This window comes from Nonomuraea roseoviolacea subsp. carminata (genome assembly GCF_024172185.1).
Classification (GTDB): domain Bacteria; phylum Actinomycetota; class Actinomycetes; order Streptosporangiales; family Streptosporangiaceae; genus Nonomuraea; species Nonomuraea roseoviolacea.
Genome location: NZ_JAMZEC010000001.1, coordinates 8947409 through 8969282 on the forward strand (window position 1 = coordinate 8947409; position 21874 = coordinate 8969282).

21 protein-coding genes are annotated in these 21874 nt (G+C 73.6%); 13 read left to right on the plus strand and 8 right to left on the minus strand.

Annotation, left to right across the window (positions count from 1 at the left end; all coding sequences use genetic code 11):
* The first annotated feature begins 71 nt into the window (after positions 1 to 71).
* Both HD595_RS41690 and HD595_RS41695 read left to right on the plus strand, forming a co-directional pair.
* Positions 72 to 908, plus strand: a complete 837-nt coding sequence (locus tag HD595_RS41690; protein WP_253779395.1) for an SDR family oxidoreductase — start codon at positions 72 to 74, stop codon at positions 906 to 908.
* Entirely contained in the window at positions 905 to 1459 is a 555-nt protein-coding gene (locus tag HD595_RS41695; RefSeq protein WP_253779397.1) for a hypothetical protein, read from the plus strand. Before HD595_RS41690 ends, HD595_RS41695 begins: the two co-directional genes overlap by 4 nt.
* Here HD595_RS41695 and HD595_RS41700 read toward each other — a convergent pair.
* Positions 1445 to 2044: a TetR/AcrR family transcriptional regulator gene (locus HD595_RS41700; protein ID WP_253779398.1), complete on the minus strand. Its 600-nt coding sequence runs from the start codon at positions 2042 to 2044 to the stop codon at positions 1445 to 1447. The genes HD595_RS41695 and HD595_RS41700 overlap by 15 nt on opposite strands.
* Positions 2045 to 2118: 74 nt before the next feature.
* On the opposite strand from HD595_RS41700, the gene HD595_RS41705 reads away from it, so the two are divergent.
* Positions 2119 to 4242 (plus strand): HelD family protein, encoded by a 2124-nt coding sequence (locus tag HD595_RS41705; RefSeq protein WP_253779399.1) that lies wholly within the window; start codon positions 2119 to 2121, stop codon positions 4240 to 4242.
* A 136-nt stretch (positions 4243 to 4378) separates the two neighbouring features.
* Positions 4379 to 5410, plus strand: a complete 1032-nt coding sequence (locus tag HD595_RS41710; RefSeq protein WP_253779400.1) for a pectate lyase family protein — start codon at positions 4379 to 4381, stop codon at positions 5408 to 5410.
* A gap of 120 nt (positions 5411 to 5530) precedes the next feature.
* Here the strand turns inward: HD595_RS41710 and HD595_RS41715 are convergent, their stop codons facing one another.
* The 4 genes from HD595_RS41715 to HD595_RS41730 all read right to left on the minus strand — a co-directional run bounded on the left by HD595_RS41715 (position 5531) and on the right by HD595_RS41730 (position 9241).
* Complete coding sequence (locus tag HD595_RS41715) at positions 5531 to 6769, minus strand: ABC transporter permease (RefSeq protein WP_253779401.1); 1239 nt, start codon at positions 6767 to 6769, stop codon at positions 5531 to 5533.
* Positions 6766 to 7473, minus strand: coding sequence for an ABC transporter ATP-binding protein (locus tag HD595_RS41720; protein WP_253781456.1), 708 nt, complete (start codon positions 7471 to 7473; stop codon positions 6766 to 6768). Before HD595_RS41720 ends, HD595_RS41715 begins: the two co-directional genes overlap by 4 nt.
* 191 nt (positions 7474 to 7664) lie before the next feature.
* Positions 7665 to 8723: a peptidoglycan-binding protein gene (locus HD595_RS41725; RefSeq protein WP_253779402.1), complete on the minus strand. Its 1059-nt coding sequence runs from the start codon at positions 8721 to 8723 to the stop codon at positions 7665 to 7667.
* Positions 8720 to 9241: a hypothetical protein gene (locus HD595_RS41730; RefSeq protein WP_253779403.1), complete on the minus strand. Its 522-nt coding sequence runs from the start codon at positions 9239 to 9241 to the stop codon at positions 8720 to 8722. The genes HD595_RS41725 and HD595_RS41730 overlap by 4 nt, the downstream gene beginning before the upstream one ends.
* Positions 9242 to 9407: 166 nt before the next feature.
* On the opposite strand from HD595_RS41730, the gene HD595_RS41735 reads away from it, so the two are divergent.
* From HD595_RS41735 to HD595_RS41755, 5 genes are all read left to right on the plus strand, one after another.
* A complete protein-coding gene (locus HD595_RS41735; RefSeq protein WP_253779405.1) occupies positions 9408 to 10061 on the plus strand; it encodes a response regulator transcription factor in 654 nt (217 codons plus the stop codon).
* Entirely contained in the window at positions 10058 to 11248 is a 1191-nt protein-coding gene (locus tag HD595_RS41740) for a sensor histidine kinase (protein ID WP_253779406.1), read from the plus strand. The genes HD595_RS41735 and HD595_RS41740 overlap by 4 nt, the downstream gene beginning before the upstream one ends.
* A 94-nt stretch (positions 11249 to 11342) precedes the next feature.
* Entirely contained in the window at positions 11343 to 11942 is a 600-nt protein-coding gene (locus HD595_RS41745) for an NUDIX hydrolase (RefSeq protein ID WP_253779407.1), read from the plus strand.
* Between the two features lie 250 nt (positions 11943 to 12192).
* A complete protein-coding gene (locus tag HD595_RS41750; RefSeq protein ID WP_253779408.1) occupies positions 12193 to 12999 on the plus strand; it encodes a lysophospholipid acyltransferase family protein in 807 nt (268 codons plus the stop codon).
* Between the two features lie 87 nt (positions 13000 to 13086).
* Positions 13087 to 14646: a penicillin-binding transpeptidase domain-containing protein gene (locus tag HD595_RS41755; protein ID WP_253779409.1), complete on the plus strand. Its 1560-nt coding sequence runs from the start codon at positions 13087 to 13089 to the stop codon at positions 14644 to 14646.
* A 52-nt stretch (positions 14647 to 14698) separates the two neighbouring features.
* Here HD595_RS41755 and HD595_RS41760 read toward each other — a convergent pair whose 3' ends face one another.
* On the minus strand, positions 14699 to 15562 hold the full coding sequence (locus tag HD595_RS41760; protein ID WP_253779410.1) for an alpha/beta fold hydrolase: 864 nt from the start codon (positions 15560 to 15562) through the stop codon (positions 14699 to 14701).
* Positions 15563 to 15726: 164 nt separating this feature from the next.
* Entirely contained in the window at positions 15727 to 16389 is a 663-nt protein-coding gene (locus tag HD595_RS41765) for a PadR family transcriptional regulator (protein WP_253779411.1), read from the minus strand.
* 142 nt (positions 16390 to 16531) lie between these two features.
* On the opposite strand from HD595_RS41765, the gene HD595_RS41770 reads away from it, so the two are divergent.
* Together HD595_RS41770 and HD595_RS41775 are read left to right on the plus strand one after the other, a co-directional pair.
* A complete protein-coding gene (locus tag HD595_RS41770) occupies positions 16532 to 17392 on the plus strand; it encodes an SDR family NAD(P)-dependent oxidoreductase (protein ID WP_253779413.1) in 861 nt (286 codons plus the stop codon).
* Between the two features lie 10 nt (positions 17393 to 17402).
* Positions 17403 to 17882: a MerR family transcriptional regulator gene (locus HD595_RS41775; protein ID WP_253779416.1), complete on the plus strand. Its 480-nt coding sequence runs from the start codon at positions 17403 to 17405 to the stop codon at positions 17880 to 17882.
* Positions 17883 to 18073: 191 nt separating this feature from the next.
* Here HD595_RS41775 and HD595_RS41780 read toward each other — a convergent pair whose 3' ends face one another.
* Positions 18074 to 18337, minus strand: coding sequence for a DUF3040 domain-containing protein (locus HD595_RS41780; protein WP_253779418.1), 264 nt, complete (start codon positions 18335 to 18337; stop codon positions 18074 to 18076).
* Positions 18338 to 18472: 135 nt separating this feature from the next.
* On the opposite strand from HD595_RS41780, the gene HD595_RS41785 reads away from it, so the two are divergent.
* Together HD595_RS41785 and HD595_RS41790 are read left to right on the plus strand one after the other, a co-directional pair.
* On the plus strand, positions 18473 to 19516 hold the full coding sequence (locus HD595_RS41785; RefSeq protein WP_253779420.1) for an Rv2578c family radical SAM protein: 1044 nt from the start codon (positions 18473 to 18475) through the stop codon (positions 19514 to 19516).
* Between the two features lie 497 nt (positions 19517 to 20013).
* Positions 20014 to 21618 carry a glycosyltransferase gene (locus HD595_RS41790; RefSeq protein WP_253779422.1) on the plus strand — a complete coding sequence of 535 codons (1605 nt, stop codon included), beginning with the start codon at positions 20014 to 20016 and terminating at the stop codon, positions 21616 to 21618.
* Positions 21619 to 21874 lie beyond the last annotated feature (256 nt).

Below are 21874 nucleotides of genomic sequence, written 5' to 3' on the forward strand. Positions count from 1 at the left end.
GGACGATCCTTAACCTCCACCAGAGTTGCCTTTATGGATCGTACCGGCGACGCGGGTGGAGGCTGGGTGACATGAGGATTCTGGTCATCGGAGCGGGGGGCGCGCAGGGCGGCGCCGTGGCGCGGCGCCTGGCCGCCGAGGGGTACGCGGTGCGCGGGCTGTCGCGCACGGGCTCGGCGCCGCAGGGGGTGGAGCCGTTCGCGGCCGACCTGGGCGACGCGGCGCGGGTCGCGGAGGCGTTCGCCGGGGTGACGCACGTGTCGGTGACGTTGCCGCTGGTGTTCGAGGCGGAGCGGGTCGAGTCGTACGTCCGCAACGTCCTGGACGCGGCGTCGGGGGCGGGGGTGCGGCGGCTGGTGCTGAACACCGGCAACCGGCTGCCGGGGCGGGTCACGGGGGTCGCGGCGTTCGACACGCGGCGGGCGGCGGCCGCGGCCGCGCTGGCGTCCGGGGTGCCGTCGGTGGTGGTCAGCCCGCCGTTGTACCTGGAGAACCTGGCGGCGCCGGGGGTGCTGGAGGGAGGGGTGCTGCGTCATCCGCTGCCGGGTGACGTGCCGGTGTCCTGGCTGAGCCATGCCGACCTGGCCGCCGCCACGTCGGCCGCCCTGCTGGGCGACGGCCGCGACGGGACCACGGTCACGCTCGGGGGACCGCCGGTGACGGGGTTGGAGCTGGCCGCCGCCGCCGGGGCGCGGTACGAGGAGCTGGACGTGGCGGTGTTCGAGGCGGGGTTGTCGGCGGCGCTGGGGGCGGGGGCGGCGGCCGGGGTCGCGGACACCTACCGCTGGATCGCCGCGCACGGCCGCGACCTGTACGCCGGGAGGCCGGGCGGCGCGGGGACGGGCGGCGCGGGGACGGTGACGACGCCGCGGGAGTGGCTCGCCGCCCGGCCGTGGGCCGCCCGATGACGTGGCCCGGCGCGGACGGCGTCGAGAAGGCGGACGCGGCGCGGGCCGAGGACGCGCGGACGGACGCAGAACGGGCGGGCCTGGCGCGGGCCGAGGACGCGCGATCGGACGCGGAACCGGCGGGCCAGGTGCGGGCCGAGGACGCGCGATCGGACGCGGCGTTGGAGGACCTGGTGCGGGCCGAGGTGGTGCGGCATCACGAGGTCATCGGGCGCTGGCTGGCGGGGACGGCGCCGCGTGAGGCGTTCGGGGAGTTCGCCGGCGCCCACGCGGCCGGCTTCGCCCTCGCGTCCCCGGACGGGCGGCTGCTGTCGCGGGCCGAGGTCCTGGCCGAGGTGGAGGCCCTGCACGGGCGCGTGCCCGGAGCCCGGATCGAGATCCGGCACGTCACCGTGGTCGCCGCCGCCGGGACGCTGGTGGTAGCCGCGTACGAGGAGCGGCAGCACGGCGAGGGCCGGCGCTCGACCGTCGTGTTCGAACGCGGCCCCTCCGACCGCCTGAGCTGGCTGCACCTGCACGAGACCCGGCTGGGCCGCTCAGGCGCCGAGTAGGGCGAAGGCGTGCTCGGCCGCGCTCACCGCCTCCCGTTCGACCTCCTCGATGGGACGTCCGGCGACCAGCGCCGCCCAGGTGCGGCGGGCGAGCACGCGCTGCGCGGAGAGCACCTGCCCGGCCAGCAGCTCGGCCGTCAGCCGGTCGGTGGTCTCGGCGAGCGCGTCGGCCAGGGCGGCCTCGTCCGCGGCCATGTACTGGAACACCCGCGCCGCCAGCCCTGGCGTGGAGAAGACGAGCCGGTAGTACGCCACCACCCGCGGATGGTCGTTCAGCCCGGTCGTCGGCTCGTGGCGGGCCAGCCCCTCCAGGAAGTGACGGCGGAGCGCCGCGAGGGGGCTCTCGCCGGGCGCCCGCCCGCGCACCACGCGGGCGGCCTCGCCCTGGTGGTCGGCGATGCGGTGCAGGACGAGGTCCTCCTTGGTCGGGAAGTACTTGAACAGCGTGGGCTTGGACACCCGCGCCGCCGCCGCCACCTCCGTGACCGGCACCTCGTCGAAGCCCCGCTCCATGAAGAGCGAGATGGCCGCCTCGGAGATCGCCTCGTGGACGCGCTGCCGGTGCTGCTGCCTGAGTCCTGTCATGGGTCCACTCTAGCGCAGAAGTGTTAACCTGGTTAAAGTCTTAACCGAGTTAACGCTTTGCGGGAGGGATGTTCATGCACGCACAGGACCTGGGCGGGCTGACCGAGGAGCTGCGCCACGTCGAGCGGTGCCGCGCGGGGCTGAGCCGCATGCTCGACGCCGCGCGCGGCAACGTGATCATCGGCGAGACCGTCGCCGGCGACCGCTACAGCGCCGAACGGCTCGGCCGCCATCTCAAGAGCCTGGCCAAGGAGCTGAGCGAGGAGCCGGAGGGCCCGCCGTTCTTCGGCCGCCTCACCTTCGCCCCCGCCGGGAGCACCGCCGGGAGCACCGCCGGGAGCACCGCCGGGAGCACCGCGGGGAGCACCGCGGGGAGCACCGCGGGGAGCGCCGCCGCCTCCGCCGAGCACGCCGGCCGCACCTACTACATCGGCCGCCGGCACATCCCCGGCGAGCACGGCGGGCCGCCGGTCGTCATCGACTGGCGGGCGCCGGTGGCCCGCTCCTTCTACCGGGCGAGCGCGCGCGACCCGCAGGGCGTGGCGGTGCGCCGCCGGTTCGGCTGGTCGGGCACCACGCTGACGTCGTACGAGGACGAGCGGCTGGGACGCGGCGAGGAGCGGCGCAGCCGCCTGCTGGCGGCCGAGATCGAGCGGCCCCGCGTCGGCCCGATGCGCGACATCGTCGCCACGATCCAGCCCGAGCAGGACGACCTCGTCCGCGCCGGCCTCGACGACTCGATCGCCGTCCAGGGGGCGCCCGGCACCGGCAAGACAGCCGTGGGCCTGCACCGGGCGGCGTACCTGCTGTACGCGCACCGGCAGCGGCTCCAGCGCGGCGGCGTCCTCGTGCTCGGCCCCAACCGCGCCTTCCTCGGCTACATCGCGGCCGTCCTGCCCGCGCTGGGCGAGGTGGACGTCGAGCAGACGACCCTGGACGGGCTCATCGCCTCGGTGCCGGTCCAGGCGCGGGACGGCGAGCGGGCGGCGGCGGTCAAGCACGACGCCCGGATGGCCGGGGTGCTGCGCCGGGCCCTGTACGGGCGGATCGCCAGGCCGGTCGAGCCGGTGACGGTGGCCGAGGGGTCGTCCCGGTGGCGGGTGGGCGAGGACGAGCTGCGGCGGATCGTGGACGACACGCGGCGTGACGCCCTGCCGTACGGGATCGGGCGCGAGCGGGTGCGGGCCCGGGTGGTGGCGCTGATGCGGCGCCAGGCCGAGGCGCGCGGCCACAGCACGAACGCCGCCTGGGAGCGCCGCACCGGCCGCGCCCTCGGGCCGTGGCTGGACGGGATCTGGCCGGCGGTGCGGGCCGAGCAGGTGGTGCACGAGGTGCTGTCCGGCCGGTGGACCACCGCCGGGAGCGCGTTGAGCGACGCCGAGTGGGCGGCCGTCGTCTGGGAGCGGCCCGCGCGTACGTACAAGAGCGCGAAGTGGTCGGCGGCCGACCTGGTCCTGATCGACGAGGTCGCCGGGATGCTGGAGCGCCCGCGCGGTTACGGCCACGTCATCGTGGACGAGGCGCAGGACCTGTCGCCCATGCAGTGCAGGGCCGTGGCGCGGCGGGCCGAGCACGGCTCGCTCACGGTGCTGGGCGACCTGGCCCAGGGCACCACGCCGTGGGCGGCCCGGTCGTGGCCGGAGCTGATGGCGGCCCTGGGCCGGCCGGAGGCGCGGGTGGTGGAGCTGACGACGGGATACCGGGTGCCGGCGGCCGTGGTGGAGCTGGCCAACCGGCTGCTGCCGGCCCTGGACGCCGGGGTGCCGACGACCCGCTCGTACCGCTCTGACGGGCGGCTGCGGATCACGAGGGTGCCGGGAGTCGAGCAGGGGGTGGTGGCCGCGGCGCGCGAGGCGCTGGAGCTGGAGGGGTCGGTCGGCGTGATCGCCGCCGACGCGGACGCCGAGCGGCTGAAGGCGGCGCTGTGGGACGCCGGGCTCGACGTGGGCGGGCGGCTGAGCGTGGTCCCGGTCACGCTGGTCAAGGGGCTGGAGTACGACCACGTGGTGCTGGCCGAGCCGGCCGCGATCGCCGAGGCGGAGGAGCGGGGGCTCAACCGGCTGTACGTGGCGCTGACGCGCGCGGTCTCCCGGCTGGACGTCGTCCACACCCGTCCTCTGCCGCCGGAGCTGGAGGGCCCTGCGGCGGGTGCCGGGACGGGTCCGCGTGAAAGTTTCTCGACCGCCGGCTCAGTGTGAGCCGGGCCGGCCAGGCCCTATGCCCGGCGTGAGGGATGCGGGCCAGACGCCTCCTTTGACGCTAGGAAAGCGCTTTCCTACGGTGTCGGCAACCGCTTTCCCGTGACCGCGAAGGTCATCCCAGAGGAGCAGAGCGATGGGCACACGAGGACACACCTCCAACCTCACCACGGGCACCCTCACCACCGGCACTTCGACCAGGGGCACGTTGACCAGCGGCCTGGCCGCCGCGGTGGCCGCCGTCATCGCGCTCGCCGCGCCCGCCTCCGCCGCGCAGCGCGCGGACGAGCCGCCGGCCGCCACGCCGGCCGCCGAGACCTCCCCCGTCGGCTGGGCCGGCCAGGGCGGCGGCACCACCGGCGGCGGCGGCACGGCCCCGACGACCGTGAGCTCCGCCTCCGCGCTCAAGACGGCCCTGTCGTCCGGCCCGGCCGCCGTCATCCGGGTCTCCGGCACGATCTCCTGCTCCGGCATGCTCAAGGTGACCTCGAACAAGACCGTCATCGGCAACGCCGGTGCGACGATCGCCGGCTGCGGCTTCAACGTCGCCGGCGCCGCCAACGTGATCATCCGTAACCTCACGTTCCGCGACTGGGACGACGACGGCATCAACGTGCAGTACTCGACCCGGGTGTGGATCGACCACAACTCCTTCAGCAACGGCTACGACGGGGCGGTGGACATCAAGCGCGCCAGCGACTACGTCACCGTCTCCTGGAACAAGTTCTCCAGCCACGACAAGACCATGCTGCTCGGCCACAGCGACGACAACGGCTCCGAGGACCGCGGCCACCTGCGGGTGACGTACCACCACAACTGGTTCAACGGCACCAACCAGCGGCACCCGCGCGTGCGCTTCGGCAACCCAGTGCACGTCTACAACAACTACTACGCCGGCATCGGCAGCTACGGCGTGGCCTCCACGAAGGAGGCGGGCGTGCTCGTCGAGGGCAACTACTTCGAGAACACCAAGGACCCGTACCACCGCGGCGAGGGCAGCTCGCCCGCCGCCAACCTGGTCGCCCGCAACAACCACTTCGTCAACTCCGGCGCCGGCGACGCGGGAGGCAGCGTCGCCGGGATCCCGTACTCGTACCCGCTCGACGCGGCCTCCAGCGTCAAGTCGATCGTGACCGGCGGCGCGGGGGCCGGCCGCATCAGCATCTGACCGGCGGGGACCGGCGCACGACTTCCGCGGGCGGCCCTCCCCAGACGGGGACCGCCCGCGAAGCGCCCCCGCCAGGAGGCCGTCCCCCGGAGGTCGGGGGACTCCCCGGCGGCGCCGGCGTCAGGTGGTGGCCAGGGCGACCGTCGGGGAGAGGCGGGCGGCGCGCATGGCCGGATAGATCCCGGCGATCGTGCCGATGACCAGCGTCGCCCCCACCGCCCCGCCGATCGCCCACGGCGGCACCACCGGCGGCCAGCCGCGCGCCACCGCGTACCCGGCGCTGGCCACCGTCCCCAGCGCCGCCCCCGCGATCCCGCCGAGCGCCGACAGCAGCAGCGACTCGGTCAGGAACTGCACCCGCACCTGCCCGCGCGTGGCGCCGAGCGAGCGGCGCAGCCCGATCTCCTTGCGCCGCTCCAGCACCGAGATGACCATGGTGTTGGCCACCCCGACGCCGCCGACCAGCAGCGCGACGGCGCCGAGACCGAGCAGCAGGTTCGTGAACGCGCCCGCGGCGGCGGCCCGCGCGGCCAGCGCGTCGGAGGGCCTGCTCACCTCGACCTCGCCCGGGTTCTCGGGGTTGACGGTGCGGGCCAGCACGTCGCGGACCGCCTCGACGGATTCCTCGGCGGACCGTTCGTAGATCGTCGTGGGATGTCCCCCGAAGCCGAGCAGGCTCTCCGCGGCCGGGAAGCCGACGAGGGCGGACCGGTCGATCTCGGGCGCCAGCGGCATCGTCCGCAGGATCCCGACGACCGTGAACCACCGCCCGCCCATCCAGACCCGTACGCCCGTGCGGGTGATGCCGAGGCGTGTGGCCGCCTCGGAGCCGAGGACGACGGCGGGCCGGCGCTCGGTGGCGGCGTTCAGCCAGACGCCCTCGGCGACGCGGCCCTCCAGCGTGGTCAGCAGCTCGGTGGTGGCGGCCTGCACGGCGATGCCGCCGGTCACGGCCTCCGGGATGCGGTCGGTACGGCGGACCGTGGTCTTGACCGTGCCCGTGGCCGAGGCCGTGCGCACGGGCCCGACGCGTTTGACCATGTCGAGCGCCGTGAGCGGCAGCTCCGCCTCCTCGCCGAACATGGTGCGGCCCGGCGCGACCGTCAGCAGGTTGGTGCCCAGCCGGTCGAGCTGGCGCATGAGCTGCTCGCGCGACGACGACGAGATGCCGATGACGGCGATCATCGTGGCGATGCCGATGGCGATGCCCAGGGCCGACAGGAACACCCGGGTGGGACGGGTCCGCAGCCCGGCGGCGCCCACCCGCAGCACGTCGGCCGGGCCGAGCCGGGCCGGACGCGGCCCACGCGGCGTGCCCCGGCTCGTGCGCGCGTCTTCCGGGCGTGTGCCCCGGCTCATGTCCGTGCCCCCTTCACGATCTCCCCCGGCCGGGCGGTCCCGTCGCCCTCGTCGCCGTCGATGCGGCCGTCGAGCAGCCGCACCCGCCGGGGGCACCAGGCGGCGATCTCCGCGTCGTGGGTGATGACGGCGATGGTCGTGCCGGCCGCGTGCAGGTCGCGCAGCACGCCGAGGACCTCCGCGCCCGCGCCCGAGTCGAGGTTGCCGGTGGGCTCGTCGGCCAGCAGCAGCCGCGGGTCGCCGGCGACGGCGCGGGCGACGGCCACGCGCTGCTGCTCGCCGCCCGAGAGCTGGTACGGCCGGTGGTCCAGCCGGTGGCCGAGGCCGACGCGCTCCAGGGCCGCGGCGGCCCGCTCGCGGCGCACCCGCCGCGGGGTGCCGGTGTAGAGCAGGCCGTCGGCCACGTTGTCCAGCGCGTTCAGGCCGGGGCTGAGGTGGAACTGCTGGAAGACGAAGCCGAGCGTGCGCCCGCGCAGCGCCGACAGCTCCCGGTCGGACAGCGTGGCCACGTCGTGGCCGTCCACGCGGACGGTCCCGGAGGTGGGCCGGTCGAGCGTGCCGATCATGTGCAGCATCGTCGACTTGCCGGAGCCGGACCGGCCGACGATCGCCACCAGCTCCCCGTCGGCCACCGCCAGGTCCACCCCGCGCAGCGCCCGCACGCCGCCCGGGTACTCCTTCGTCACGCCGCGCAGCTCCACCACGTACGGGCCGGGGGCGGCAGTGGACGCCACGTCGGCGGACGCGGAATCCGGACGGGCGGGCACCGGGTCGGGACCGTCGGGCACGGAGCCCGGACCATCAGGCACAGAGCCCGGACCGGACGGCACGGAGCCCCGACCAGCGGGCACACGGGCGGGAGCGGTGGCCGGGGAGCGGCCGGGCAGGGGGACGGTCATGTGGACGGCACCCCGACCTTCATGCCCTCGGCCAGTCCCGCGCCCTCGACCTCGACCCGGCCGCCGCCGAACGCGCCGGTCCTGACCCCGACGATCCGGGTCGCGCCGCCCTCGACCACCTCGACGCCGAACCCGCCCTCGCGCAGCGCCAGCAGCGCCTCGATCGGCACGGACAGCACCCCCTTGTGCCGCTCGCTCTCCATCTCCACCTCGACCGGCGCCTGGTCGAGCCGGGTCTTCGGCGCCTTGGCCAGCGTGATGTCGACGTCCACGGTGACGTTCCGGTCCTGGCCCTGGCCGCTGGTCTCGGCGACCGTGCCGACCGAGGTGATCCGGCCGGAGACACGTTCGCCGCCGGGCAGCTCCACGGTCACCTTCGCGCCCTCGCGGGCCAGCGCCTGGTCGTCGGCGTCGAGGTCCACGTGGACCACCCGCCGCACGCCGCTGACCGTCATGGCCCGCCGCCCCGGGGCGAGCCGGTCGCCGACCTCCACGGCCGCGTCGGTGACGCGCACCAGCGACGGCAGGAACACCACCTGCGAGCCGTCCACCCGCCCCGTCTCGGGAAGCCCCCGGTCGTCCTGCCACTCCTTGACCGCGAGGTAGGTGGCGTAGCTGTAGTGCTCGTCCACGGTGAGGTACTCGCCGTAGCCGAGGGCCTTGAGATTGCGTTCGAGCTGCTCGACGTCCGGGCCGTCGTCGATGCCCTGGCGCAGCTCCCGGTAGAGCGGCAGCTTGCCGTACATGAGGACGACCGGCCTGCGGTCGGCCGAGAGCAGCTTGTGGCCGCGGCGCACCACGGCGCCCTCGGCGGCCACCCACGTCACCGTGCCGGACGCGCCGGTGGTGACCTGCCGCTCGCCGGAGTAGGTGAGCGCGCCGGTGACGGTCTTGGTGTCGACGAGGTCCTGGCGGGTGATCTCCGCCGTGGCCGGGACGGCCCTCGGCGCCGGGCCCGCCGCACCGGCCCCGCCGTCGCCCAGCACGGCCACCGCCGTCCACGCGGCGGCCACCGCAAGCGCGCCCGCCCCGGCGAGCGCGAGCCCCTTCCTCATCGGGGGCCACCGCCGGGCTCGAACTCCTTGCACGCCTTGTGCGCGGCCTCGACCTTCTCCTCGGGCGTCCCGGGCCGCACGCTGATCTCGATCCGGCCGTCGGTCGACGGGTCCTTCATGTCGATGCCGTGCTCGCGCATGCACTGGGCGAACTTCAGCGCCTGGTCGCGCGCCTTCGGGTCCATCTTGCCGTTCAGCTTGCCGACGGCGTTCTCCATGAAGTGCCCGCACGCCTTCTGGGCCTCCTGCATCTTCGCCTCGTCGCCCTTCTTCGACTTGATGCGGATGCCGCCGCCCGGCTCGGGGTCGTCCATCTCGATGCCGTGCTCGCGCATGCACTGGGCGAACTTGAGCTGCGCGCTCCGCGGGTCCAGGGAGGCGGTGGCGGCGGCGGACGCGCCGGGGCTCGCCGTGGCGCCGCCCGCGCTCGCCACGCCGTCCGAGGCCGGCGCCTCGGCGGCGCAGGCGGTCAGGGCCGCCGCCGCGCAGACGGCCGCCAGCAGAGGTCGTACGTTCATCGTCTCGTCTCCTTCGAGAGCGCCGCCGGTCGTTCGCCGCGGCGCGACGCTCACTCCAGCGGGACGGGTGCTAAACGGCGATAAGCCGCACCTGCCGCGCCCGGCGCTTATCCGCCGCTAACACCCGTTCCGCCACTGTCGTTGTGGGACGGAAAGGGGGCCTGGGATGCGGGTGCTCGTCGTGGAGGACGAAGAGGAGCTCGCCGACGCCATCGCGCGCGGGCTGCGGCTGCACGCCATCGCGGTGGACGTGGCCTACGACGGGCAGGAGGCGCTGGAGCTGGCCGCGTACGTCCCGTACGACGTGGTGGTGCTGGACCGCGACCTGCCCGAGGTGCACGGCGACCAGGTGTGCCGGGAGCTGGCGGGCGGGGGCGCGGCGGGCCGGGTGCTCATGCTGACGGCGGCCGGGCGGGTGCGCGACCGGGTGGACGGGCTGACCCTGGGCGCGGACGACTACCTCATCAAGCCGTTCACGTTCGCCGAGCTGGTGGCGCGGATCCGGACCCTGTCGCGGCGCTCCCGGCGGGGCGGCCCGGCGCCGCTGGAGCGGGCCGGGGTGCTGCTGGACCCGGGCCGGCGCACGGTCACGCGCGACGGGCGGCCCGTGGCGCTCAACCGCAAGGAGTTCGACGTGCTGCACGCGCTGCTGAGCGCCGAGGGACGGCTGGTCACCTCGGCTGAGCTGCGCAGGAGCGCCTGGGACGAGTACGCCGACGCGGCCAGCGGGGTGCTGCGGGTGACGCTCACCTCGCTGCGCCGCAAGCTCGGCGCTCCTCCGCTGATCGAGAACGTCCCGGGCCAGGGGTACCGGCTGTGACGGCGCCCACGACGTCCACGCTGCGGCCGTGGCACCGGCTCGGGCTGCGCGTGCGGCTGACGGTCCTGTACGGCGGGCTGTTCTTCGTGGCCGGGTCGCTGCTGCTGTGGTCCACGTACCTGCTGACCGCGCGGGCGCTCAGCCAGCAGTTCTCCGTCGGCTTCACGAAGATCGTCACCAACAAGCCGGTCTCGGTGATCCAGACGCCGCCCGACGACATGCTGTTCCAGAAGACGAGCGCCGACGTGCAACAGCGGGCCGCGACCGTCCTGGCGGACATGCTGCGCTCGTCGGCGATCATCATGGTGCTGCTCGGCGTCCTCGCCGTCGTGCTCGGCTACCTCGTCGCCGACCGGGCGCTGCGCCCGCTCGACCGGGTGACCGAGACGGCGCGCCGGCTGTCCGAGAGCAACCTGCACGAGCGGATCGCGCTGGAGGGGCCGCCCGACGAGGTCAAGCGGCTGGCCGACACCTTCGACGCGATGCTCGACCGGCTGCACCAGGTGTTCGAGGGGCAGCGGCGCTTCATCGCCAACGCCTCGCACGAGCTGCGCACCCCGCTCGCCATCAACCGCACCGTGCTGGAGGTGTCGCTGGAGGAACCGGCCGCCTCCGAGGACCTCAAGGCGCTGGCCCGCGCCCTGCTCGGCACCAACGCCCGCTACGAGCGGCTCATCGAGGGCCTGCTCCTGCTCGCCCAGTCCGAGCAGGAGCTGGCCGTGCGCAAGACCGTGGACGTGGCGCAGGTGGCGCGCACCGTGCTGGACCAGCTCGACCTGGCCGGGCGCAAGCGGCCCCTCGCCGTCCACGCGGACCTGCGCCCGGCCCTGGCGGCGGGCGACCCGCTGCTCATGGAGCGCTGCCTGTTCAACCTGGTGGAGAACGCGGCCAAGTACAACGTGCGCGGCGGCGAGGTGCGGGTGCGGGTGCGCCGGGAGGACGGCCAGGCGGTGGTCACGGTGGTCAACACCGGGCCGGCGGTCCCGCCGTACGAGGTGGAGGACCTGTTCGAGCCGTTCCGGCGGCTGCAGGGCGACCGCGTGCGCTCGGCGCGGGGGGCGGGGCTGGGGCTGTCCATCGTGCGGGCCATCTGCGACGCGCACGGCGGCGCCGTCACCGCCGAGGCCCGGCCCGAGGGTGGCCTGAGCGTCACCGTGCGGCTGCCGGGGGCCGCCCCGGGGGTGTGATGACGCTCCCCGGCGGCCGGGAGGGGGCGTGGGAGCGCGATGCCCGGTCCTGTGGCGTACCGGGGGCCTGTGCGGGGCGTGCGATGCTGGGCGGGTGCTTCCCCTCCTCGGCGAGCTGCGCGAGCTGGTCGCCTCCCGCCTGGCCGCCTTCCCGCGCCGCGAGGCGCCGCCCGCGCCCGGCGTCCGCCGCGCCGCCGTCACCGTGTGCGTGCTGGAGGACGACGCGGGCGTCCCGTACACGATCCTCATCCGGCGCTCGCCGCACGGCCGCAACGCCGGCCAGTGGGCGCTGCCCGGCGGGCGGCTGGAGGACGGCGAGGGGCCGGCCGAGGCGGCGCTGCGGGAGCTGGCCGAGGAGACCGCGGTGCGCGGCGTGGAGGTGGCGGGGCTGCTGGACGACTACGTCACCGACTCCGGGTTCGCGATCACGCCGGTCGTGGCGTTCGGCGGCCGGCAGCGGCCCGTGGCCGACGCCCGCGAGGTGGCCTCCGTGCACGCCGTGCCGCTGGAGCGCTTCCTGGCCCCCGGGGTGCCGCGCTGGACCGCCGCCGGGCTGCTGCAGATGCCGCTGGGCCCCTCGATCGTGGTCCACGCGCCGACCGGGGCGATTTTGTGGCAGTTCGCCGAAGTGGCGCTGCGTGGCCGCGACCTGCGGGTCTTCGACGTCGCGCAGCCGGAGTGGACCAGGACGTGACCGAATCTTTGGGTCCGATGGAATACGCGTCACCGGATGTCCGTTAGAGTCGAGTGGCCGATGTGGTCTGTGTCCCCCGGGCCGCAAATTACCGCCTTCACGGAATACCGTTCGGCTGGAGCCGTGTTGTGCACCTCGCCGAGGAGGCGACCGCCACATCGGCCTCAATGCTTTTCCAGGCGCCCCGGCTCCGGCCGGGGCGCCTGCTCTATGGTGGGGTGGCCGACCGACGATCCGCCAGGAGAGCCCATTGCTGTACCAAGTGGTCAAGTTCACCGCCACGTCGCTGGCGCACGCCATGTGCCGCCCGCACATCTCCGGCGCGGCGCACGTGCCCAGGACGGGGCCCGCGATCCTGGCCGCCAACCACCTGTCCGTGCTCGACTCGTTCCTGCTGCCGGCGCTGCTGCCGCGGCCGGTGACGTTCGTCGCCAAGAACGAGTACTTCTCCGGCAATCCGGTCGCGGGCTGGTTCATGCGCCTGGGCAACAGCCTGCCCATCGACCGTGAGAGCGCCCACGCCGCGCAGGCCATGCTGGACGCGGCGACCGAGGTGCTGGAGCGCGGCGACCTGTTCGGCATCCACCCCGAGGGCACCCGCTCGCCCGACGGGCGCCTCTACCGCGGCAAGATCGGCGTGGCGTGGCTGGCCCTGCGCACGGGCGCGCCAGTGCTGCCCGTCGCGCTCAGCGGCACCGAGAAGGTGCTGCCGGTCGGCGCCAAGGTGCCCCGCCCGGCCCGGATCGGCATCAAGATCGGCGCGCCGATGACGTTCGAGGGCAGCCACACCAACGCCCGCGACCGCCGGCGGGTCACCGACGAGATCATGGCGGCCATCCAGCGGCTCTCGGGCCAGGAGTACGTGCCGGCGTACGCCGCCAGCGTCAAGGCCGCGTCCAGCGGCGACACGCCGGCGCCGAACGGGTCCACGGCTCCGAACGGGTCCGCGTCTCCGAACGGATCCGCGTCGAACGGCTCAGGGCGGAACGGCTCCACGGCCGGCCAGGCAGCGTCCAAGATCGCCGCTTCGGACCCGGCGGACGGCGCGCACGGCTAAGCTCGGTCACCGAGCAAGCGCTGCCGAGGACCAGGGGGCTGACCAGTGGCGCGTGGCCGCACCATCGCGATCGTATCCGGCATCACCGTGCTGGCAGTGGGCGCCGCCGGGGGCGGCGCCTGGTATCTGCTGCACACGCGGGGCACACCCGCCGAGACCGCCCGGCGCTACGCCGCGGCCTGGCAGGCCGGTGACACGGCCGCCATGCGGGCCGAGCTGGCCACCCAGCAGCCGCTGACCGCCTACGACCAGATGCGCACCGCCCTGGCCGTCGAGTCCACGCAGATCAAGCTGGGGCAGGTCACCGAGTCCGACGACCGGGCCCGCGTGCCGTACACCGCGACCCTGAAGCTGAAGAACATCGGCGACTGGACCTACCAGGGGCGGATCGACCTCAAGGTCGCCGACCGCGCCTGGAAGGTCGACTGGACCCCGGCCACGCTGCACCCGTCGCTCGCCTCCGGCGCGTCCTTCAAGATCAAGACGAGCTGGCCGCACCGCGCGGGCATCACCGACGCCGACGGCGGCCGCATCGACGACGGCAAGGCCGGCGGCTCGGTGCAGCAGCTCGTCGGCTACCTCGACAAGGCCACCAAGAAGGACGTCGCCAAGCTCGGCAACGCCTACAAGGTCGGTCAGGCGGTCGGCCGGGGCGGGCTGCAGGAGACGTTCCAGAAGCGGCTCGCGGGCACCCCGACCACCGAGATCCAGGTCGGCGACAAGACCCTGCACACCATCGAGGGCACCGACGGCGAGGAGGTGAAGACGACCCTCGACCCGCGTGCCCAGGCCGCCGCCGTCGCCGCGGTCAAGGACGTCGACAAGCCCACCTCCATGGTCGCCCTCAAGGCCAGCACGGGCGAGATCCTGGCCGTGGTCAACAACGTGGGCGGCTTCAACCGGGCCCTCGACGGCCGCTACCCGCCCGGCTCCACGTTCAAGGCGGTGACGGCGATCGGGCTGCTCGCCGAGGGCGTCGCGCCCGGCGACTCCGTCACCTGCCCCAAGTACGCGACCGTGGGCGGGCTGAAGATCCGCAACTCCGAGGAGGAGGAGTTCGGGTCGCTGTCGTTCCTCGACTCCTTCGCCCACTCCTGCAACACCACGTTCGCGCCGATGGCCGAGCGCCGGCTCGGCGCCGACAAGCTGCTGGAGACGGCCGAGTCGGTCGGCTTCAACCAGCCGCTCAACATCGGCGTGCCCGCCACCAAGGCCAGCATGCCGCGCGCCCAGTCCGACGCCGAGCTGGCCGCCGAGGCGTTCGGGCAGGCCAGGATCACGGCGAGCCCGCTGTCGATCGCGTCGGTGGCCGCCGCCATCGCCGACGGCACCTGGCGCCCGCCGACGCTCGTGCCGGGGCTGCCCCAGAAGGCCCAGGAGCACCCGCTGCCCGACGGGGTCAAGGACGCGATGCACTCCCTGACCTCGGCGGTGGTCACCAAGGGCACGGCCAAGGGCGCGGGCCTGCCGGCCGGCACGCACGGCAAGACCGGCACGGCCGAGTACGGCACCGGCGACAAGCTGAAGACGCACGCCTGGTTCATGGGGTTCAAGGGCGATGTGGCGTTCGCGGTGGTGGTGGAGGGCGGCGGCACGGGTGGCAAGGTCGCCGCGCCGATCGCCGCCGCCTTCCTCCGCGGCCTCTGACCCCGGGCCCTCCGCGGCCCCGGCCCACTCTTCAGCGGCCTCCGAGCGGGGCTCAGGTCAGGAAGCGCCCGATCTCGCGGGCCACCAGCTCGGGCTTGCCCCTGGCTGCGGCGTTGCCGGTGGCTTCGTGGCCGACGCCCTTGAGCACCACCCGCCGCGCGTGCGGGAGCACGCCCTCCAGGGCGGTGAGGGCGCGCTTGAGGTACGCAGGGCTCCTGGTGCCGCCGAGCAGCAGCACCTCGGCCCCCAGCTCCCGCAGGCGGGGCACGAGGTCGGCCGTCTCGGCCACCAGCAGCCCGTCGTGGCGGATCGTCGGGGCCAGCTCGCGAAAGCCCGGCTCCTCGCCGTCCCCGTCGCGCTCCTGGCGGGCGATGAACGCGGTGGTGAGCCGTTCGAGCAGCCGCCGGGGCATCAGCCCGGCTCCGGGCGGCCCCAGGCGGGCGGCGAGCATGCCGGTGACGAGCGCGGCTTCGATCCGCCCCTCGGCGATCTCCCGGTCGAACCGCGCGATCCAGTCCGGGTCGCCCGCCCCGTCGAGGCCGAGCGGCGGCTCGAACGCGACGACCCGCCGTACGTCGGGCCGGGACAGCGCGGTGAGCAGGGCGATGATCGCTCCGGCGCTGACGCCGATGACGTCGCGGGCCCCGGTGGCGTCGAGCAGCGCGCAGACGTCCTCGACGTCGCTGCGCGCGCTGTGTCCCGGCCGCCGCGGGCCGCTCGCCCCTCGTCCGCGCCGGTCGGGCACGTAGCAGGTGTGCGTGCCGGCCAGCGCGCGGGCCAGCTCGATGTTGCTGGGGCCGCTCTGCATCATGCCGTGCAGCAGCACCACCCCGGGCCCGGAGCCGAGGGCGCGGTAGGCGATGGTGGTGCCGTCGGCCGAGGTCACGTGCTGGACGGCGGTCTTCACGTCGCTCATGGTCGTTCCCCATCCGTGGTGTGGACGTGTCAGAAATGCCACGTGGGGAGGCCCGGATATGCTTGCGAGTGCCATCTCGTGGCCGGGATCCGCCCCGCGCGGGTTTCGCTTCGAGGTTTTCCGAGGGCTCCGGCGGCGGTGTTCCCGCACCTCCGCCGGGGCCTTCATGCGTGTTCGGGTCTGTCCGTGTCACGCCCCCTTTCGGCCAGTTCGGCGACGTCCGCGGGCATCCGGCCCGCCCCGTGGACGGCGCGCCACTCCTCCAGCCGGGGGAACGTGCCGCCGGTCAGCTCGTCGAGGAGCGACCGGGTCCACGCCGCCTCGGCCTCGCGCATCGCCAGGGCGTACTCCGACTCCAGGACGAACAGCCGCGGGAGTTCCCCGGCGTCCCGCTCCAGCGCCTCGCGCTGGGCGGCGGTGAGCCGGTCCAACGCGGCGAGCCGCCGGCGCAGCAGGGCGGTCACCTCCTCGGGCGGCAGCCCGCCCATGACCGACAGTCCCGCCTCGAACCTGCGCGGCGCCTCCTCCGGGTCCGACAGCAGCTCGCGCGTCCAGTCGGCCAGCTCGGCGCGGCCCTCGGCGGTGATCTCGTAGACGGTGCGCTCGGGGCGCCCGCCCTGCCGGTCGCTGCCGGCCTCCCTGAGCAGGCCGTGCTTGGCCAGGTTGTGGACGACGGTGTAGAGGGACCCCCACTTGATCGCCATGTCCTGGTCCTTGCCACGGGCCCGCAGCACGGAGGCCATCTCGTAGGCGTGCATCGGGCGCTGGACCACGACGGAGAGCACGGCGAGCGCCAGCAGGCTGCCCACCTTCCGCCGCTTCGCCATCCTCGGCCCCTCTCACTCGTCAACGAATACTCGTCTACGAGTGTACGTCGGCGAGCGTCATCCGCATAGACCCCGGCGGCCGGAAACGCATGCGTCGCCCGGGTTTGCGTTCGAGCGCGCTCGAAGCCATAGCGTCACCGCCATGACGACACAGACCTGGATCATCACCGGCGCGTCCCGCGGCCTCGGACGCTCACTGACGGAGTCGGCGCTCGCGGCCGGCGACAACGTGGTGGCGGCGGTTCGCCGGCCCGAGAGCATGACCGACCTGCAGGCCACGTACCCGGACACCTTCATGGTCGCCGCCCACGACGCCCGGGACGTCACCGCGGCCGAGGGCCTCGTGCGCGACACCCTCGACCGCTTCGGCCGGCTCGACGTGCTGGTCAACAACGCGGGCCGGGCCGTGGTCGGAGCGGTCGAGGAGGTCGGCGACGCGCAGTTGCGCGAGCTGATGGACCTGCACCTGTTCGGCCCCGCCGCGCTCGTCCGCGCGGCGCTGCCCGGCATGCGCGCCCGCGGCACCGGGACGATCGTGCAGATGAGCAGCCAGGGCGGGCGGATGTCCTTCCCCGGCGTGTCCGCGTACTCCGCGTCGAAGTTCGCCCTGGAAGGCTGGTCGGAGTCCCTGGCCGGGGAGGTCGCCCCGTTCGGGATCCGCGTGATGATCGTGGAGCCGAGCCGGTTCCGCACCGGCTTCAACGAGGCCGACGTGCTGGAGTTCACCGCGGCGTCCGAGACCTACCGCGACCTGCTCGCCGCCGTCCGCGCGGACATGGCCGGGGCCGACGGCCTGCAGGAGGGCGACCCGGCGCGGGCGGCCGAGATCATCGTGTCCCTCGCGCACGGCGACGAGGTGCCGCTGCGGCTGCCCCTCGGGCGCGAGGCCGTCGAGCGGATCTCGGGGGTGTACCGGCGCGGCCTGGAGGAGGTCGAGCGGTGGGCCCCCATCGCCCGCAGCGCCGACTTCCCCGACGCCCCGTCGTCGGTCCGGCCCGTCTAGGCTGGCTGTCATGGCCACCGACGACCTGATGACCAGGGCGCTCGAGACGCTCGGCGACGACGCGCCGCTGACGGTCGAGGCGATCCACTCGCTCACCGACGCGGCCGTCGTGCCCGAGTCGATGACGATCGCCGAGGTCGCCGACCTCCTCGACATCTCGGCGCACACGCTGCGCTACTACGAACGGGCCGGGCTGGTCGAGGTGGCCCGCGACGACTACGGCCATCGCGTCTACGACGCCGAGGCGGTGCGGCGCCTGGTGTTCCTGACCCGGATGCGGCTGTCCGGCATGCCGATGCGCGACCTGCAGCACTACATCGCGCTCGTCGACGCCGGGCAGGAGACGGTGCCGGAGCGGCTCGACATGCTGCTCGAACATCGCGACACCATCCGCCGCCGCATCCGCGAGCTGACGCTCTCCCTCGCGGCGACCGAGTACAAGATCGCCACGTACGGCGGCTCGACCGGGCCGGACGTCCAGGACCTCTAGCCCGTTCACCCCGATGCCGGCCACGCGCGGCCGCCGCACGGCGGCCGCGACGGCCGACGTCCGAGAGAGCCCCGCCTTTCCCCCTTTTACGGACGCCTACCACTCCTACGGACGCCGCACCCGATCACCAAACAAAGCCTCAAAAATCCACCCAAGACGGCTACACAGCTGCCGAGCCGGGAATTGCGGGATCAGAAGGACGTGGCGCCTCCGTGCTGGAGCACCATGACCAGCAGGGTGGCGACCAGCGTGGCGATGAGCACCCAGCTGATCAGGATGATGACCGTGGAGCGGCGCGGCCTCCGCATGAGGCGTCCCTGGCCGGCGGCCTTCGCCTCGTTGCGGCGGACTCGCTCGTTGAACGACTCCAGTCGCGCCACGAGACGGGGATCGTCATCGACGAGGTGCCGCTCGATCTGTGCCAGCAACCGCTCCTCGTCCTGCGACCAGGCCATGGGTGCACCTCCGGAACGCAAGCTCTGTGCGGGTGTTCTGCCCAACCCTGAAGATCATTAGCCCCCGCCCTGTCAGGTAATTGCCGCCTCTTTTCCGTTTGCGATCACGCTCGAACCTCTGTTCTAATCAGTGGCATGCGCTGGGACAACCTCCGTCTGACGGAGACGAATGCGGATGATCCGGTCGTGCCGCTGTTCGCCCGCGACGCCGTCACGCGCACCTTCGACACCCCCGAGTTCCGGGGCATGACGTTCTACGAGATCCACGCCCGGTCGATCATCAACCGGGTGCCGGCCGCCAGCCGCGTCCCGTTCGAGTACACGATCAACCCGTACCGGGGCTGCGGCCACCGCTGCGTCTACTGCTTCGCCCGCAACACGCACCGCTACCTCGATCTCGACGCGGGGGCCGACTTCGACTCCAGGATCGTGGTGAAGGTCAACGCCGCCGAGCTGGCCCGCAGGGAGCTGGCCGCCCCCGGCTGGCGGCGGCGGCACGTCGCCATGGGCACCAACGTCGACTGCTACCAGCGCGCCGAGGGCCGGTATCAGCTCATGCCGGACATCCTGGGCGCGTTGCGCGACGCCGCCAACCCGTTCTCGATCCTCACCAAGGGCACGCTGATCCTGCGCGACCTCGACCTGCTCGCCGAGGCGGCCGAGGTCACCGAGGTGGGCGTCAACGTCTCGGTCGGCTTCCTCGACGCCGACGCCTGGCGCTCGGTCGAGCCCGGCACCCCCGACCCGCGACGGCGCCTGGAGGTGTGCGCCACGCTCAACGAGCGCGGCATCGGCTGCGGCGTGCTGATGGCGCCGATCCTGCCGTATCTCACCGACTCGCCGGCCGAGCTGGAGCGCACGGTCAAGGAGATCGCCGAGGCGGGCGCCACGCACATCGCGCCGATCGTGCTCCACCTGCGGCCGGGGGCGCGCGAGTGGTGGCTGGCGTGGCTCTCCCGCGAGCACCCGCGTCTCGTGCCGCGCTACCTGGAGCTGTACGGCAGGGGCGCCTACGCGCCGCGCGCCTACCAGGGGCGGATCGTCGAGCAGGTCAGGGGCCTGGCCGAGCGCTACAAGGTGGGCACCGCCACCGCGCGGCAGAGGCGCCGCATCGGTCCGCCTCCTCCCCCGGCGCCGCCCGCCGCCGGCCCCGAGCCGGAGCAGCTCACCCTGCTCTGACGCCGTTGAGGCCCCTGAGGCTGACGCCATGCACCCTCACCGATGATGCTATGTCGTGTTTCGTGGCTGAATGGGTATTAAGCGGCTTAGTGTGCCATTCGGGCACCATAGTCACACGGGGGAAACCATGGCAGACACGAAGAAGAAACCGGCCACCAAGTCCGGCAAGTCCAAGAAGGAAGCGATCAAGACCAGCAGGCAGGTCAAGGACGCGAAGAAGGACACCCGCAAGCCGGACGAGGTCTAGCCGGTGACCTGACGGGCAGCCGCGGCCACGTCCCGGCTGCCCACCCCCCGCCGCTCCCGATGGGTTGGTTTCGGCTCGATCACCGATGCAACCTTAAGACCATTTGCGGCGTCTAATGATCATAGGTGGGGATAGTGCCACGGGGATGAATGGTGCACTCCGCCGAAGCGAGACAATAAGCCGGTGGTGAGAGCGGCTCACCACCGGCCATGTGTGTTGTGACACTCTCAAGTCAAGGGGGACCCCTCAAGTGCGCGCACTGGCACGCAAGGGCAAGTCGGCGATGGTGAGGCTGTACAAGGGCTACAACCGGCGCAAGGTGCGCAAGGCACCGCCCCCTTCCATTCATCAGGTGCGGATCCTCCTGCTCCACGCGTACGGCATGGGCGGCACGATCAGGACCGTGTTCAACCTGGCCAGCTACCTGGCGCGCGAGCACGACGTGGAGATCGTCAGCATCCTGAAGGAAGCCGAGGAGCCGTTCTTCCCGATCGACCCGCGGGTGAAGTTCCGCTTCCTGGACGACCGGCTGAACCCGAGCTCGGACCCGATGCGCGCGTGGCTGTCGAAGATGCCGAGCCGGTTGATCCCCAAGGAGGAGACCGCGTACCACCGGTTCAACCTGTGGACCGACCTCCAGCTCGCCCGCTACATCCGCTCCCTGGACACCGGCGTCCTCATGGCCACCCGGCCCGGGCTGAACCTGGCGATGGCCCAGCTCGCGTTGCCGAGCGTCATCACGGTCGGCCAGGAGCACGTGGCCCTGCGCACCCAGGTCGAGCCGATGCAGGAGCTCATCAAGTGGCGTTACCGCCGCTTCGACGCCCTCACCACGCTGACCAAGGCCGACCTGCGCGACTACCGCAACACGCTGCCGAAGAAGCCCAAGCGCCTGGTGCGGATCCCCAACGCCGTTCCGCCCATGGGCGGCGGCAAGGCCGACCTGAACGCCAAGGTGGTCGTGGCCGTCGGCCGCATGACCCGGCTCAAGGGCTTCCACCGGCTGATCACCGCGTGGGAGACGGTCGCGCAGGCGCACCCTGACTGGCAACTGCGCATCTACGGCGCGGGGCCGCAGGAGGACAACCTGCGCGCCCAGATCACCGAGGCCGGCCTGGAGGGCAAGGTCGTGCTGCCCGGCCCGACGACGGACGTGGGCGCCGACCTGGAGAAGGCGTCGATCTTCGTGCTGAGCTCGCGGCACGAGGGTTTCCCGATGACGATCCTGGAGGCCATGGCCAAGGGGCTGGCGATCGTCAGCTTCAACAGCCCGCACGGGCCCAAGGAGATGATCACCGACGAGGTGGACGGGCTCCTCGTCAAGCCCCGTACCAACGCCAACCTCGCCACGGCGATCATGCGGGTGATCGAGGACGAGGACCTGCGCCGCCGCCTGGCGGCCGGGGCTCTGGAGACGGCGCGCACGTACGACGTCGACGCCGTCGGCGCGCAGTGGGACGCCCTGCTGGAGGAGCTGCTGGCCCGCCGTAACGGCACGTACGTCAAGCCCGAGCCCCCGGCGCCCGCCGCCGGCACGGCGCAGGACGCGTCCGGGCCTCAGGACGCGTCCGGACCTCAGGACGCCTCCCGGAACGACGCCGAGGACGCCGAGGACGCGCGCGACGCCCGGGACGAGAACGACGAGGCCGGGGACGCCGACGACCTCCTCGACTCCGACGGCCTCCACGACCCCGAGGACGCCCGCGACCCCGATGACGAGCCCGGCGACGCCGCCCGCGGCCAGGCCGCCGATCCGGCGGAGCGGGTCCGCGGGCTCGACCGGCCGGGTGACGTGCCGGGACGGGGCGCCTTCGAGCTGCGCCGCCAGACCCTCAACGGGGCCCCGCCCGCGTAGCCCGACCGCGCCCGGCGTGCGGCACTCACCCGGCGGCCCGTCTTCCCCGTCACCAGGGGGTTCGGTGCCGCCGGGTGAATGCGGACTCGCGCCGGCTCACGCGGCGCTCTCCTCGCCCACGCGGCGGAGTCGGCGCGATACGAGGGACGGTCACGAGACCTCGGACCGGCACCCGCGCCTCCCTCCGGCCGCGCCTACCCGCGACCAGGCGAGCCCCCGCGGGAGACCTTCGGGCGGGCAGCCCAGCCGGCGCACC

Excerpts from the sequence above, each read along its gene's own strand:
- HD595_RS41730 (WP_253779403.1), bottom strand. The coding sequence starts at position 9,241 with ATGAACGTACGACCTCTGCTGGCGGCCGTCTGCGCGGCGGCGGCCCTG.
- HD595_RS41760 (WP_253779410.1), bottom strand. The coding sequence starts at position 15,562 with ATGAGCGACGTGAAGACCGCCGTCCAGCACGTGACCTCGGCCGACGGC.
- HD595_RS41770 (WP_253779413.1), top strand. The coding sequence starts at position 16,532 with ATGACGACACAGACCTGGATCATCACCGGCGCGTCCCGCGGCCTCGGA.
- HD595_RS41700 (WP_253779398.1), bottom strand. The coding sequence starts at position 2,044 with ATGACAGGACTCAGGCAGCAGCACCGGCAGCGCGTCCACGAGGCGATC.
- HD595_RS41775 (WP_253779416.1), top strand. The coding sequence starts at position 17,403 with ATGGCCACCGACGACCTGATGACCAGGGCGCTCGAGACGCTCGGCGAC.
- HD595_RS41705 (WP_253779399.1), top strand. The coding sequence starts at position 2,119 with ATGCACGCACAGGACCTGGGCGGGCTGACCGAGGAGCTGCGCCACGTC.
- HD595_RS41780 (WP_253779418.1), bottom strand. The coding sequence starts at position 18,337 with ATGGCCTGGTCGCAGGACGAGGAGCGGTTGCTGGCACAGATCGAGCGG.
- HD595_RS41735 (WP_253779405.1), top strand. The coding sequence starts at position 9,408 with ATGCGGGTGCTCGTCGTGGAGGACGAAGAGGAGCTCGCCGACGCCATC.
- HD595_RS41725 (WP_253779402.1), bottom strand. The coding sequence starts at position 8,723 with ATGAGGAAGGGGCTCGCGCTCGCCGGGGCGGGCGCGCTTGCGGTGGCC.
- HD595_RS41690 (WP_253779395.1), top strand. The coding sequence starts at position 72 with ATGAGGATTCTGGTCATCGGAGCGGGGGGCGCGCAGGGCGGCGCCGTG.
- HD595_RS41710 (WP_253779400.1), top strand. The coding sequence starts at position 4,379 with ATGGGCACACGAGGACACACCTCCAACCTCACCACGGGCACCCTCACC.
- HD595_RS41785 (WP_253779420.1), top strand. The coding sequence starts at position 18,473 with ATGCGCTGGGACAACCTCCGTCTGACGGAGACGAATGCGGATGATCCG.
- HD595_RS41715 (WP_253779401.1), bottom strand. The coding sequence starts at position 6,769 with ATGAGCCGGGGCACACGCCCGGAAGACGCGCGCACGAGCCGGGGCACG.
- HD595_RS41695 (WP_253779397.1), top strand. The coding sequence starts at position 905 with ATGACGTGGCCCGGCGCGGACGGCGTCGAGAAGGCGGACGCGGCGCGG.
- HD595_RS41765 (WP_253779411.1), bottom strand. The coding sequence starts at position 16,389 with ATGGCGAAGCGGCGGAAGGTGGGCAGCCTGCTGGCGCTCGCCGTGCTC.